11 protein-coding genes are annotated in these 13951 nt (G+C 65.7%); 7 read left to right on the plus strand and 4 right to left on the minus strand.

Annotated features, from left to right (window positions below):
- Positions 1 to 33 precede the first annotated feature (33 nt).
- From ACD584_RS05540 to ACD584_RS05560, 5 genes are all read left to right on the plus strand, one after another.
- On the plus strand, positions 34 to 1233 hold the full coding sequence (locus ACD584_RS05540) for an efflux RND transporter periplasmic adaptor subunit (RefSeq protein WP_011037813.1): 1200 nt from the start codon (positions 34 to 36) through the stop codon (positions 1231 to 1233).
- A gap of 15 nt (positions 1234 to 1248) precedes the next feature.
- A complete protein-coding gene (locus ACD584_RS05545) occupies positions 1249 to 4383 on the plus strand; it encodes an efflux RND transporter permease subunit (protein ID WP_014508367.1) in 3135 nt (1044 codons plus the stop codon).
- 1 nt (position 4384) lies between these two features.
- Positions 4385 to 5878 carry an efflux transporter outer membrane subunit gene (locus tag ACD584_RS05550; protein ID WP_076036682.1) on the plus strand — a complete coding sequence of 498 codons (1494 nt, stop codon included), beginning with the start codon at positions 4385 to 4387 and terminating at the stop codon, positions 5876 to 5878.
- A gap of 25 nt (positions 5879 to 5903) precedes the next feature.
- The gene (locus ACD584_RS05555; RefSeq protein ID WP_076037823.1) at positions 5904 to 6593 is read left to right on the plus strand and encodes a TetR/AcrR family transcriptional regulator; all 690 of its coding nucleotides are present in this window, start codon (positions 5904 to 5906) and stop codon (positions 6591 to 6593) included.
- A gap of 272 nt (positions 6594 to 6865) precedes the next feature.
- A complete protein-coding gene (locus ACD584_RS05560) occupies positions 6866 to 7849 on the plus strand; it encodes an aldo/keto reductase (RefSeq protein WP_076037824.1) in 984 nt (327 codons plus the stop codon).
- A 328-nt stretch (positions 7850 to 8177) separates the two neighbouring features.
- Here ACD584_RS05560 and ACD584_RS05565 read toward each other — a convergent pair whose 3' ends face one another.
- Complete coding sequence (locus ACD584_RS05565; protein WP_175611614.1) at positions 8178 to 9077, minus strand: LysR family transcriptional regulator; 900 nt, start codon at positions 9075 to 9077, stop codon at positions 8178 to 8180.
- Between the two features lie 181 nt (positions 9078 to 9258).
- Here ACD584_RS05565 and ACD584_RS05570 point away from each other — a divergent pair, with 181 nt between their 5' ends.
- Entirely contained in the window at positions 9259 to 9732 is a 474-nt protein-coding gene (locus ACD584_RS05570; protein ID WP_175611615.1) for a cupin domain-containing protein, read from the plus strand.
- 211 nt (positions 9733 to 9943) lie between these two features.
- On the opposite strand, the gene ACD584_RS05575 is transcribed toward ACD584_RS05570, so the two are convergent.
- A complete protein-coding gene (locus ACD584_RS05575) occupies positions 9944 to 10855 on the minus strand; it encodes an AraC family transcriptional regulator (protein ID WP_076036684.1) in 912 nt (303 codons plus the stop codon).
- A gap of 228 nt (positions 10856 to 11083) precedes the next feature.
- Between ACD584_RS05575 and ACD584_RS05580 the strand changes: the two genes are divergently transcribed.
- A complete protein-coding gene (locus ACD584_RS05580; protein WP_014508361.1) occupies positions 11084 to 11293 on the plus strand; it encodes a hypothetical protein in 210 nt (69 codons plus the stop codon).
- Positions 11294 to 11446: 153 nt separating this feature from the next.
- Here ACD584_RS05580 and ACD584_RS05585 read toward each other — a convergent pair whose 3' ends face one another.
- The gene (locus tag ACD584_RS05585; protein ID WP_011037805.1) at positions 11447 to 12037 is read right to left on the minus strand and encodes a hypothetical protein; all 591 of its coding nucleotides are present in this window, start codon (positions 12035 to 12037) and stop codon (positions 11447 to 11449) included.
- 1 nt (position 12038) lies between these two features.
- Entirely contained in the window at positions 12039 to 13823 is a 1785-nt protein-coding gene (locus tag ACD584_RS05590; protein WP_175611616.1) for a S8 family peptidase, read from the minus strand.
- Between the last annotated feature and the right edge of the window lie 128 nt (positions 13824 to 13951).

The following is a 13951-nucleotide window of genomic DNA, read 5'->3' on the forward strand; positions in this document are numbered from 1 at the left end:
TTATCCATCGCGGTTTTCCCGGAGACCTTCCCCGTGCGTCCTGTCCCTTCGCTTCGCCTGCCGCTCCTCGCCGTTGCCGCCTCCGTCCTGATCAGCGCCTGCGGTAGCCCGCCGGGCGGGCCGCCCCCGCAGCAGGGCACGCCGGTGGTGGGCGTCATCACCGTCCGGCCACAGCCGGTCACCCTGACCACCCAGTTGCCCGGCCGCACCGTGCCGTACCTGATCGCCGAAGTGCGGCCACAGGTGGGCGGCATCGTGCAGACGCGGCAGTTCACCGAAGGCGGCGACGTGAAGGCAGGGCAGACCCTGTACCAGATCGACCCGGCCACCTACCGCGCCAGCTACGCCAGCGCCCAGGCCACCCTGGCCAAGGCCCAGGCCAACCTGCGCACCGCACGGCTCAAGGCCGACCGCTACAAGGAGCTGGTGCAGATCAAGGCGATCAGCCAGCAGGAAGGCGACGACACCGCCGCCACGCTCGGCCAGGCCGAAGCGGATGTGGCGGCCGGCAAGGCCAGCGTGGAGACCGCGCGCATCAATCTGGCGTTCGCCCGAATGGATGCGCCGATCTCCGGCCGGATCGGCCGCTCCAGCGTGACGCCCGGCGCGCTGGTCACCGCCAACCAGGCCACGGCATTGACCACCATCCAGCAGCTGGATCCGATCTACGTGGACGTGACCCAGCCCAGCGCCGCCGTGCTGCGGCTGAAGAAGGCGATGGCCCGCGGCGATCTGGCGCGCGCCGGCGACGGTGCCGCGCAGGTGAGCCTGGTGCTGGAAGACGGCAGCACCTATCCGCTGCAGGGCCGGCTGGCGTTCTCCGATGTCACCGTGGACCAGAACACCGGCTCGATCAGCCTGCGTGCGGTGTTCCCCAACCCGGATGCCGATCTGCTGCCGGGCATGTACGTGCGCGCGGTGCTGCAGGAAGGCGTCAAGGCGCAGGGCGTGCTGGTGCCGCAGCAGGCGGTGACACGCAATGGCGCCGGCAAGCCAACCGCCTTCGTGGTCGGTGCCGACAACAAATTGCAGCTGCGCGTGCTGGAGACCGACCGTGCGGTGGGCGACCAGTGGCTGGTACGCAGTGGCCTGAAGACCGGTGACCAACTGGTGGTGGATGGCCTGTCGCGCGCCCGCGACGGAGTCCAGGTCAAGACCGTGCCGTGGCAACCGACGTCGGCATCCGTTGCCGGCAGCCCCTCCGCCCCAGCCGCACCGCGTGCGGCCAACTAAGGCGGACTCCAGCTCATGGCACGCTTCTTTATCGACCGCCCGATCTTCGCCTGGGTGCTGGCCATCATCGTGATGCTGGCCGGCATCCTGTCCATCGCCACCTTGCCGATCGCGCAATACCCCAGCATCGCGCCGCCCGCCGTGGCGATCACCGCCAACTATCCCGGCGCATCTGCGCAGACTCTGGAAGACACCGTCACCCAGGTCATCGAGCAGAAGATGAAGGGCCTGGACAACCTCAGCTACATGGCCTCCACCAGCGAATCCAGCGGTGCGGTGACCATTACGCTGACCTTCGAAAACGGCACCGACCCGGACACCGCGCAGGTGCAGGTGCAGAACAAGTTGTCGCTGGCCACCGCGTTGTTGCCGCAAGAAGTGCAGCAGCAGGGCGTCACGGTCACCAAGTCGGCCACCAACTTCCTCAACGTGCTGGCCTTCACCTCCGAAGACGGCAGCATGAGCGATTCGGATCTGTCCGATTACGTTGCCGCCAACGTGCAGGAAACCATCAGCCGCGTGCAGGGCGTGGGCGACACCACGTTGTTCGGTTCGCAGTATTCGATGCGCATCTGGCTGGACCCGGACAAGCTCAACAACTTCAACCTCACCCCGGTGGATGTACGCGCCGCGATCCAGGCGCAAAACGCGCAGGTGTCGGCCGGCCAGCTCGGTGCGTTGCCTGCGGTGGCCAACCAGCAGCTCAATGCCACCATTACCGCGCAGACGCGGCTCAAGACAGCCGAAGAGTTCGAGAACATTTTGCTGCGTACCCGCACCGACGGTTCGCAGGTGCGTCTGCGCGATGTGGCGCGCATCGAGCTGGGCAGTGAGAGCTACAACACGGTGGGCCGCTACAACGGCAAGCCGGCCGCGGGCCTGGCGATCAAGCTGGCCACCGGTGCCAACGCGCTGGATACCGTGCGCGCCATCGACAAGAGCCTGGAAGAGCAGGAGAAGTTCTTCCCGCCCGGCATGAAGGTGCAAAAGCCCTACGACACCACACCGTTCGTGCGTATCTCCATCGAGCAGGTGGTGCATACGCTGGTCGAAGCGGTGGTGCTGGTGTTTTTGGTGATGTACCTGTTCCTGCAGAACTTCCGCGCCACGCTGATTCCCACCATCGCCGTGCCGGTGGTATTGCTGGGCACCTTTGGCGTGCTGGCGGTGTTCGGCTTCACCATCAATACGCTGACCATGTTCGCGATGGTATTGGCGATCGGCTTGCTGGTGGATGACGCCATCGTGGTGGTGGAAAACGTCGAGCGGGTGATGGCCGAAGAACAGCTCTCGCCCAAGGAGGCCACGCGCAAATCGATGGACCAGATCACCGGCGCACTGGTGGGCGTGGCCTTGGTGCTGGCCGCGGTGTTCGTGCCGATGGCGTTTTTCGGCGGTTCCACCGGTGTGATCTACCGGCAGTTCTCGATCACGATTGTCTCTGCGATGACCTTGTCGGTGCTGGTGGCAATGGTGCTGACGCCGGCGCTGTGCGCCACCTTGCTCAAGCCCGGTCATGGCATGGCCACCACCGGGTTCTTCGGCTGGTTCAACCGGGTGTTCGACCGCAGCAATGGCCGTTACCAGGGCGTGGTGCGGCACATGCTCGGCAAGGGCTGGCGCTACATGATTGCGTATGTGGTGATCGTGGCGCTGGTGGTGGTGGGCTTCATGAAAACGCCGGTGGGCTTCTTGCCGGACGAAGACCAGGGCACCTTGTTCGTGCTGGTGCAGTTGCCGCCCGGTGCCACCGATGCGCGCACCGGCGCGGTGCTCAAGCAGGTGGAACATCACTTCCTGGTCGACCAGAAGGACTCGGTGGCCGGCATCTTTGCGGTCTCTGGTTTCAGCTTCGCCGGTACCGGGCAGAACGTGGGCTTTGCCTTCGTCAAGCTGCGGCCATGGGACGAGCGCACCGGCAAGGGCCAGAGCGTGACCGATGTGGCGGCCAAGGCGGGCGCGTTCTTCGCCACCTTGCGCGATGCGCAGGTGTTTGCGGTGGCGCCGCCGGCCGTGTCGGAGCTGGGCAACGCCACCGGCTTCGATCTGATGCTGCAGGACCGCGCCAACCTGGGGCATGCCGCGCTGATGCAGGCACGCAACCAGTTGCTGGCCGAGCTTTCGCAGGACAAGCGGCTGGTGGCGGTGCGCCCCAACGGGCAGGAAGACACGCCCGAGTTCAAGCTGGAGATCGACCCGCACAAGGCCGAAGCGATGGGGGTGTCGATTGCCGACATCAACAACACCTTCTCCAGCGCGTGGGGCAGTACCTATGTCAACGACTTCATCGACAAGGGCCGCGTGAAGAAAGTGATGCTGCAGGCCGATGCGCCGTACCGCATGAACCCGCAGGACATCGACCGCTGGTTCGTGCGCAACAGCGCCGGCACGATGGTGCCGTTCAATGCCTTCGCCACTGCACGCTGGACACAGGGCTCGCCACGTCTGGAGCGCTACAACAGCCTGCCGTCGGTGGAGATTCTGGGCATGGCGCTGCCAGGTGCGGCGTCCAGCGGCCAGGCGATGCAGATCGTGGAAGCGGCCGCGGCCAAGTTGCCGGCCGGCATTGGCTTTGAGTGGACCGGGTTGTCGCGACAGGAAAAAGCCTCGACCGGGCAGACCGGGTTGTTGTACGGGTTGTCGATCCTGATCGTGTTCCTGTGTCTGGCCGCGTTGTATGAGAGCTGGTCGATTCCCTTCTCGGTGATTCTGGTGGTGCCGTTGGGCGTGTTCGGCACGCTGGTGGCCGCCGTGCTGACCTGGAAAATGAACGATGTGTACTTCCAGGTGGGCCTGCTCACCACCATTGGCCTGGCCTCGAAGAACGCGATCCTGATCGTGGAGTTCGCCAAGGAATTGCACGAAGGCGGCAAGAGCCTGGTGGTGGCGGCGTTGGAAGCGGCGCGCATGCGCTTGCGGCCGATTCTGATGACATCGCTGGCCTTCATCCTGGGTGTGGTGCCGCTGGTGCTGACCAGTGGTGCGGGCGCCGGCGCGCAGCACGCGCTGGGCACTGCGGTGATCGGCGGCATGATCTCCGGCACGGTGCTGGCCATCTTCTTCGTGCCGTTGTTCTTCGTACTGGTGCGTGGGCTGTTCGAACGCCGCGCGCAGCCTGATGCCTCCGTTCCGCAACATGCAGGGCACTGACATGACACCGATCCGAATGACGCTTGCCGCACTCGCGGTGACCAGCGTGTTGTCTGGCTGCACGCTGATGCCGCGTTATGCGCGGCCCGACGCACCGGTGCCGGCGCAGTTTGCCGGTGCCACCGCGGCGGCGACCGTTGCCAGCGAAGCGGCAGCGAGCGCAGAAACTCCCGTCATCGCCGATATCGGCTGGCGGGAGGTGTTCACCGACCCGGCGCTGCAACAGGTGATCCAGCTGGCGCTGGACAATAACCGCGACCTGCGTGTGGCCGCGCTCAATATCGAAGTGGCACGCGCGCAATACCGGGTGGAGCGTGCAGCGCTGGTGCCCGGCGTGGATGCCACCGGCACTGCCAACAACGCGCGTACCCCGAGCGAACTGGCGGTGCCCGGGCAGCCGCCGGTGTTCCGCACCTACAGCGCCAATGTGGGCGTGAGCGCGTACGAGCTGGATCTGTTCGGGCGCGTGCGCAGCCTCAAGGAACAGGCGCTGCAGCAATTTCTCTCTACTGCCGAAGCCCGCCGCAGCACCCACATCAGCCTGGTCGCCGATGTGGCCAGCGCGTATCTCACCCTGGCCGCTGACCAGGAGCTGCTGCAGCTGGCGCAATCCACGCTGACCAGCCAAAGCGACAGCTACCGCTTGCAGCAGCGCAGTTTCGAGCTGGGCGTGGCCTCGCAGCTCACCTTGCGGCAGGCACAGACCACCGTGGAAAGCGCGCGTGTGGATGTGGAGCGTTACACCGCGCAGGTGGCGCAGGACCGCAACGCGTTGGTGCTGCTGGTCGGCACCCAATTGCCGGAGAGTCTGTTGCCACGTGCGTTGCCCGATGGCGCAAGCGTGGAAGGCAATGTGCTGGCCGCCGTGCCGGCGGGCGTGCCGTCGCAGCTGTTGCAGCGTCGCCCGGACATCCTGGAGGCCGAGCGCAACCTGCGCGCGGCCAATGCCAACATCGGCGCGGCGCGCGCGGCGTTCTTTCCCAGCATCAGCCTCACCGCCACGCTGGGCTCGTCCAGCAGCAGCTTGTCCGGATTGTTCGAATCCGGCACGCGGGCCTGGAGTTTCGTGCCGCAGCTCACCTTGCCGCTGTTCAATGCCGGGCGTAACCGCGCCAATCTGGACATGGCCAAGGCCAACCGCGACATTGAAGTGGCCCGCTACGAAAAGTCGATCCAGACTGCGTTCCGCGAGGTGTCCGATGCGCTCGCGCAGCGCGACACCCTGGGCCGCCAGCTGCAGGCACAGCAGGCCCTGGTGGATGCCACCGCAGACAGTTACCGGTTGTCGCAGGCGCGCTTCGAACGCGGGATCGACAGCTATCTGCAGGCGCTGGATGCGCAGCGCTCGCTGTATGGCGCGCAGCAGACCTTGATCACCACGCAGTTGTCGCGCATCACCAACCTGGTGACGTTCTACAAGGCGATGGGTGGCGGCTGGCTGCAGGCCGATGGGCCGGACGTGGCCGCCGCCGACACGGCGTCGCCACGTGGCTGACACGGCCCCGGCACAAGGCCCGGCCTTGCCGGCGCCGGCAAGGCGCGTGCCGCATGCCAAGCGCGGCGCGATCCTGGCGGCCGCGCAGCAGTTGTTTACACAGCAGGGCTTCGAGCGCACCAGCATGGACCGCATCGCCGAAGACGCGGGTGTGTCCAAGGCCACGGTGTATGCGTACTTCGCGTCCAAAGAGGTGCTGTTCCGCACCACGTTGGAAGCGATGGCGCATGCGGCGTCCAATCGCTGGGATGGTCTGCTGACGCTGCCTGGGCCAGTGGCGCAACGCCTGGCGGCGGTTGCCAGTGTGCTGCTGCAGGTCTGGACCAATGCGGCACGGCAGGATGCCGCGTACGGCCTGGTGCGGCCGCCGTCGCTGCCCAGCCAGATCCGCGAAGAAATGTGGACGCTGTGCTTCGAACGCTACGACAGCACGATGCGCGCGCTGCTGGCACGCGAAGTAGCGCAGGGCGCCTTGGCCATCGACAACCTGCCCGACGCCTCGGTGCAGTTCTTCGGGCTGATCACGGCAGTGCCGACGGAGGTGCCAGCGCCCGGCATGCCGCCGGATGTAGCTGCAGCGCAACGCTACATCGATGGCGCGGTGGCAGCGTTCTTGCGCGCGTATCGCCCGGTGCCAGCGGCGCCTGCAGCGACCGGCAGGCGAACGCCGCGCGCGCCGGCATCGCGCGCGGAGAGTGACGACGCACATTCATGAGCATGCGCGCCGTGCGCTGCACTCCGCGCGGTATTGCCGGCTGACGTCTGCGCTTGGTGCCGTCTAATCCGCGTGGGCGCTGGCGAGCAACGCGGTGCCGCCGCAGGGGCATAAGCGAATGCCACGCGGGCCGGCATTGATGACGCGCACTCATGACCGTGTGCGCGCCACGCACTGCAATCCAGCCGGCATTGGCGGCTAACGTGTGCGCTCGGCGCCACCATGCCAGGTGGGGCGCCATCATCGACGCGGCGCTGCCGCAGGAGCACACGATGCATACACGCACACTAGGGCGCAGCGGGCTGCGGGTCTCCGCACTTGGCCTGGGCTGCATGGGGCTGAGCTACGGCTACGGGCCGGCCACCGAGCGCAAACAGGCGGTGGCACTGCTGCATGCTGCGGTGGAGCAGGGCGTGACCTTTTTCGACACCGCAGAGGCGTACGGGCCGTTCGCCAATGAGGAACTGCTGGGTGAGGCGCTTGCGCCGTACGGCGCGCAGGTGGTGGTCGCCACCAAGTTCGGCTTTCGCGATGGACATGCCGATGCCGGCCTGGACAGCCGGCCCGCGCGTATCCGCGCAGTGGCCGAGGCCAGCCTGCTGCGGTTGAAGCGCGAGCGTATCGATCTGTTCTATCAGCACCGCGTGGATCCCGCGGTGCCGATCGAGGAAGTGGCCGGCACGGTCAAGGATTTGATCGCCGAAGGCAAGGTGGGCCATTTCGGTCTGTCCGAAGCCGGCGCGGATACCATCCGCCGCGCGCACGCCGTACAACCGGTGGCCGCGGTGCAAAGCGAATACTCGCTGTGGTGGCGCGAACCGGAAGCCAGCGTGCTGCCCACGCTGGAAGAACTGGGGATTGGCTTCGTGCCGTTCAGCCCGCTCGGCAAGGGATTTCTGACGGGCGCAATCCAGGCCGACACGCAATTCGACCAGAGCGACTTCCGTAACAGCGTGCCGCGCTTTGCCGCGGAGGCGCACCGTGCCAATCAGGCACTGGTGCATCGCCTGCAAGCCATTGCGGACGACAAGGGCGCGACGCCGGCACAGGTGGCGCTGGCCTGGCTGTTGTCGCGCAAGCCCTGGATCGTGCCGATTCCTGGCACCACCAAGCGGCATCGCCTGAACGAAAACATCGGCGGCGCTGCGCTCGTCTTGAGCAGCGACGAGCTGGCACGTATTCAACAGGCACTCGATGCGGTGGAGATTGTCGGTGAGCGCTACAGCCCGGAGCGGCAGAAGCTGGTGGGGAAGTGAGCACGGCGGTGTAACCGCAGTGACGGTATCTGCAAGAGATGGGTCGTAGGAGCGCGCTTGCGCGCGATGTGGCGGTACCGGTAACGCTTCATCGCGCGCAAGCGCGCTCCTACCAAGCTTGGTGAAGTCGTGGACGGTGCTGTCTCGTTTCCACATGGGGGAACACAGGTCACCGCCGCGAACAGTTGTGGTCGATGGGCACACATGCTTCCCAACGCAATGCAACGCGACATAGCGGCAGTACTGCAGGTCCCGTAGGAGCGCGCTTGCGCGCGATGTGGCGTTACCGATAACGCCCCGCCGCGCGCAAGCGCGCTCTTACGGTGCGCTACCGCACCAGGTCATGCCGCAGCGCGTCGATCACCACCTTGAGCGCGGCGGAAGACTGGCGCCGGCTCGGGTAATAGGCGTAATAGCCATCGAACGGGTCGCACCAGTCGTCCAGCACGCGGCGCAGGCGGCCGGCGGCGATGTGGTCCAGCACCATGGTTTCCGGCAGGAAGGCCAGGCCCGCGCCGGCCAGTGCCGCGCGCAACATGGCGCTGCTTCCGTTGAAGGTCCATTGCCCGTCCACGCGCACTTTCTGCTCGGGTCCGTCTTTTTCGAAATCCCACGGTAGCAGGCCGCCATGCGTGGGCAGGCGCAAGCCGATGCAGTTGTGCTGCGCCAGCTCGGCCGGCACTGCGGGAATGGTGTGATGCACGAAGTAGCTGGGCGCCGCCACCACCGCCATGCGCTGGCGCGGGCTGATCGGCACCGCGATCATGTCCTTGGCCACCTGGTCGCCGAGCCGGATGCCGATGTCGTAGCGCTCGGCCACGATGTCGGCCAGGCCGTAATCGACGGTAATCTCCACCTTGAGGTCGGGGTAGTCGGGTAGCACCTTCGACAATGCCGGCCACAGATAGGCATCGGCGGCGTGGCCGGCGGTGGTGATGCGGATGGTGCCGGCAGGTTTGTCGCGGAACGCAGTCAGTGCCGACAGCTCCTGGTCGATCTCCTCCAGCCGTGGCGCCACCGTGTCAAACAAACGCATGCCCGCTTCGGTCATCGAGACGCTGCGCGTGGTGCGGGTGAGCAGGCGAATCCCCAGCCGGGTTTCCAGCGCACGCACGGTGTGGCTCAGCGCCGATTGCGAGACCCCCAGCTGCGCTGCGGCGCGGGTGAAGCTGCCTTCGCGCGCCACGGTGACGAACACCTGCAGGTCATTGAGGTTTTCCCGAGCCATGCTTGCCGACACCACACATCAGACATGAAATCCATGCCGCTGCATCATGCGCGATGGCGCCTCCCGGCTTCAATCAAGACGGATTGATGCGCTGTGTTTCTAGGAGCATGCGGCCCCAGGTGGGCAGTTGCGCCGCACCTGCGCGCTACAGTGGCTGCACTTTGTAGCGAGGAGCACGTCAATGAGCCTGTTTGCCACCGCCATGTCCTTGTCGATGATGGCCGCCGCCGGCCCCGGTGCCGACGAGCACGCACCGATCAAGGTCACTAAAGCCGGCAGCGCTGCTTCTGCCGCCGGCCCGGCCAGCTATTTCACCGGCACCGTGCGCATCGATGCGCCATTCCAGACCGATGCGCCCGCACGCGTGGGCGGTGCCACGGTGACCTTCGAGCCGGGCGCGCGCACTGCCTGGCACACCCATCCGCTGGGCCAGACGCTCATCGTTACCGCCGGTGCCGGGCGCGTGCAGGAGTGGGGCGAGCCGGCGCAGGAGATCCACCCGGGCGACATCGTGTGGATTCCGCCGGGCGTCAAGCACTGGCATGGCGCCAACGCGACAGTGGCGATGAGCCATATCGCCATCGCCGAGGCGGTGGATGGCTCGCCAGTGACCTGGCTGGAGCAGGTCAGCGACGCGCAGTATCAGGGCAACTGAGCAGGTGTCTTGGCGGCTGGTGTGGGTGCACGCAGGTGGCATCCGCACGCACCGGATTGCCGCGCAACGCTACGTTGGTTAGTGGCAGATCGCTGCGCGCGCGCTCAGCTGGCAGCCGCACACACCAGAGTGTTGCGTCACGCCGTGTTGGTGAGTGATCACTGCGCGCGTGCACCACGCCCGCCGGCCGCTGTCGAGGCGGCCCACGCCGTCATGCCACTTCGATCGCGTCCTGCCGGTTGCCACGCAATTGTTGTGCATCGCGTGCGGGCGGCTTGCCGAGGATGCGGGCGTAGTCGCGACTGAACTGCGATGCGCTTTCGTAGCCGACGCGGAAGCCGGCGTCGGCGGCACTGAGCGCCTCGGCCACCATCAGCCGGCGTGGTTCCTGCACGCGTAGGTGCGAGCGAAATTCCAGCGGCGTCATCGAGGTGACTGCCTTGAAATGGGTGTGGAAGGTGGAGCGGCTCATGGCCGACAGATCAGCGATCTGCTCGATGCTGAAGCGCTCCGCGTAGTGCGCACGCAGCCAGGCAATGGCCCTGGAAATCTGGTTGAGGCGGCTGTCGGCAATGGCCATCTGGCGCACGATGGCATTGCCCGGCTCGGCCATCAGCCGGTACAGCAGTTCGCGCAGCACCAGCGGCGCCAGCGCGTCGATGTCGCGCGGCTGGTCGAGCAGGCGGGCCAGCCGCAAGGCGGCGTCGTGCAACTCCGGCGTGCTGCGATTGAGCAACAGTCCGGACGCTGGCGCGTCGCCAGCCTGCTCGGCCAGGGCCGGGTAACGGATCGCAAGGTCGCTGAGCACGGCCACGTCCAGATCCAGGCAAAAACACAGATACGGCTGGGCCGGGCTCGCTTCGATCACCGAGCCGATGATCGGCAGGTCCACAGAGGCCACCAGATACATCGCCGGATGGTAGTGATACGCAGTGGTACCGAGCATGGCCTGCTTGTGCCCCTGCGCGACCAGGCACAGGGTGGGCGTGTACACCGTGGGGATGGAGTAGATGGGCGCGGAGCAGCGCATCAGCCGCAGCCCGGGCACGGCGGTGCTGAAGGTGCCATCGGTCGGTGCATGACGTTGCAGCACGTCGATCAGATGGGCGATGGAAGAGGCCATGTGGAACCCTCGTGCGGGGTGCTGTGCGGCCGCGCCGCGGTGGCGCGATCGTACAAGAGCGGGTGTTAGGCGCGCAGCAGCGGTGGGTATTGCTACCCTGCGTAGTGCGGTCTGCCAGACCTGGCAACTGCAACCGCAGCCAAGCGGCAGTGCACGCGGCGTACAGCACTGATCGCGCGCTCACGCGCAGCCCGTATCATGCGGCGCATCCCTGGTGCCCGTCCCCTCATGGCCGCAAAGCGTTCACTCCCCGCAGATCCCGCAACCCCTGCCGACTGGAAAGCGATCGAGCTGGCGGCAACGGCCGAGCTCGCACGGCGCACCCAGCTGGCGCACCAGCAGATCCTTGGCCTGTTGCACACGCATGGGCATTTGCTCAGCGAGGTGCAGCGGCGCGGGTTGCGCAAGCGCCTGTACCGCACGAGTACGCTTAAGTGAACTGGATCGTCGGCAAACGCGTGTTCCCCTGAAGGACGAACACGGAGATCGCAGCGGGCGACGCATGATCGGGCCGGTTAACTCCTCCGTCAGTCGTGCCCGGTACATCACCGCCACCGTGTGAATCGTTCCACACGGTGGCGGCGGCTAGCACTAGCGCAGGCGTGGGACTGCCTGGATCACCTGAAGGACAACGTCGTCAACGCCGCCGCCGCGCCTTACGGTTGGTAGCGCTGCGAGTGCTTCCGGGACCGAACGATAGCCGATCACGCCCGTGCCATCCTGTGATGCTGCCAAGACAGCACCATTGGTTTGCCGCGCCAAGCGAACGATGGCATCGGCATCGCCGGCATACACCTGCAGGCGTGGTGACGCCACCACTGGCTGGCCGTTGCGCTGATTGATTGCCACCATCAACGACGGCTCCTCCACGTCGCCGACGGGCGTGGTACGCGGTGAGCGCGGTGAGTTGCCGCTGGAGATGACATACGGGCCAATGTGCTGCAGCGTTACGCCGGCAGCGGCAGTGGTGCTACGGCGCATTGCAGGCACATCTGCGCGGGGCGGCGGCGTTGTATTGCGTAGCACTCTGGCGTTGGGTACCAACCTGAAGTTGGTATCGCCGATGGTGAAGCCTTGCCCGGTTGCGGCACGCTGCAATGCGAGCCGGTCGGTGTCTTGCGCAGAGGCCGGCATGCTGGCAAGCGCGCAAAGGATGAGGGTCGTACCGAGAGCGAGGTTCATGTCAATGTCCCAGGATGCGCAGTTTGAAGCCCGTCAGTTGGGCGGGAACGTCCGAGCCGGTCATGTCGGTGACTTCCAGCGTCCAGGTGCCGGCAACGTTTTCGTCTAGGAAGGCATTGCTGGTCGAAAGCGGTATCTCAAAGCCGGCCCCCTGCGTGATCGTATCCAGGGCCTGGAAGGGAGTGAGCACGTAGCTGCGGGTGCCACTCGGCGAGATCAGCACTACCCGGAGATTGCTCGGTGTCTTGTGGGTGGTCTGCATCGACCACTGCACGGTGTCGATCTTGAGCGTGTCCCCGAGCCGCAACCGCAAGGTTGCCGCGGCATTTGGTCCGCCAATCGTCGATGTGCCTGCGCGTGCCGCTTTCCAGCCCAGATCGCGCTGGGGCGGAAGCGGCTGGAACCCATAGGCGCGATAGACCGCTTCGGCAGCGTCCACCAGGCCGAAACCGTACCAGTTGCTAAATGCATGGCCGGCCGCATTGGTGATCCAGCCCGGCTCGATCACGCTGCCTTGGTAGCGGATCACCTGCTGCGCAGGATCGATCTGGCGCGCGCTCGTCGCCAGGATGTACTTAAGGTCGCGCGCGGTGAGCGACGGATTGGCCTGCACGATCAGCGCAACCACCCCAGCAACCGTGGGTGCCGCTGCGGAAGTGCCGTTCATTGCCGCGGAGTAGTTGCAAGAGGCGTCGATCGGTGAGCTGCTTGAATCCAATGCATTGATCGGCGGCTGGCCGGCGATGTCCCTGTTGTCACCGACGGCGCAGCCAGTCAGGTCGGTGGTGACGATGGCGGGATCGAACAACGCGGGCTGCGGCCGGTTGCCAAAGTAGCGGCGTTGCAGCCCGTACTCCCCGCCGAAGCCGGTGACCCATAGCGCCGCGCCGGCTGAAGAGTAGGACGAGCGCAGGCCGCGTGCATTGACCGCGCCCGTCGCGATGATCAGGGGTTGGTTGCTCAACGGATCGGTAGCCGGCGTGGAGCAAGTGACTCCCAAGGTGCGGGCCAGCACGGGGCATCGCTCCACCTCGTTCCCCTGGTCGTCGAAAACCGTAAAACTATCGAACGTGTTCCCTGCTGCCTGGACATACAGACCCCCTTTGCCGTTTCTTGCTCGACGCATCAAGCGGTCAAGCGAGCGCTCTGCTGCTGGAGAGATTGTCGGGTAGTACGTCAGATCTGAGCCAAAGCTGTTATTGAATACATCCACATCCCGGGATTGCACCGAATCGCCCCAGGAGGCGCGTAGATTGGTATCGAAGTCGGTCGGGCTTTCTTCTGAGGAAAGGATGTTGAAACCTTTCAGGCGCGCATCGGGCGCAATGCCGCGACCACCAAGCCCGTTCCAGCCCACTGCCGCCATGATCCCGCCAACCATCGTGCCGTGGGAATCGCCGTTGCGCGGCGTTGGATCATTCGATCCATCGAAAAAGTTCTTCGAACCGCCCGGCACCACGTTGGCAACAAGATCCGGGTGGCGTAGTTCGAGTGCGTCGTCCACGACGGCGACGGTCACGCCTTGTCCACGCAGCCCCAACGTATGCAGCGGGCCCACATTCAGATCCGTTCCGGCGCGTGGCCGAGTGTCGGCAATGACCTCTTGCCCATCGTTGAGCAAATGCCATTGATAGCGGAAAAGCGGGTCACTTTCTTCTGGCGGCCTGGGTTGGGCGCGTGATGTTGCCGGGGTTTGCGCCAACACCGGTGCCGAGGATGCCGCGCTACACAGCGCCAGCACGAGCGCGGAGAACAGCAATTGCCGTTGCGGAAAAGAAGTCATCAACAGAGTCCCATTTGGGTGCGAGCGGGAGATTTGCCGTAATCGACGGCGTAGCGCATGCAGGCGCTCGCAATGGCGCGCATGCGTCGTGTGTACACGGCCGCTATGGTCGTGTGTGATGCATCAAGGGC

Source organism: Xanthomonas sp. NCPPB 2922, from assembly GCF_041520885.1.
In the GTDB taxonomy this organism is placed as follows: domain Bacteria; phylum Pseudomonadota; class Gammaproteobacteria; order Xanthomonadales; family Xanthomonadaceae; genus Xanthomonas; species Xanthomonas campestris.

Coding starts and splice junctions, on each gene's coding strand:
- ACD584_RS05545 (WP_014508367.1), top strand. CDS start 1,249: ATGGCACGCTTCTTTATCGACCGCCCGATCTTCGCCTGGGTGCTGGCC.
- ACD584_RS05550 (WP_076036682.1), top strand. CDS start 4,385: ATGACACCGATCCGAATGACGCTTGCCGCACTCGCGGTGACCAGCGTG.
- ACD584_RS05560 (WP_076037824.1), top strand. CDS start 6,866: ATGCATACACGCACACTAGGGCGCAGCGGGCTGCGGGTCTCCGCACTT.
- ACD584_RS05565 (WP_175611614.1), bottom strand. CDS start 9,077: ATGGCTCGGGAAAACCTCAATGACCTGCAGGTGTTCGTCACCGTGGCG.
- ACD584_RS05570 (WP_175611615.1), top strand. CDS start 9,259: ATGAGCCTGTTTGCCACCGCCATGTCCTTGTCGATGATGGCCGCCGCC.
- ACD584_RS05575 (WP_076036684.1), bottom strand. CDS start 10,855: ATGGCCTCTTCCATCGCCCATCTGATCGACGTGCTGCAACGTCATGCA.
- ACD584_RS05580 (WP_014508361.1), top strand. CDS start 11,084: ATGGCCGCAAAGCGTTCACTCCCCGCAGATCCCGCAACCCCTGCCGAC.
- ACD584_RS05585 (WP_011037805.1), bottom strand. CDS start 12,037: ATGAACCTCGCTCTCGGTACGACCCTCATCCTTTGCGCGCTTGCCAGC.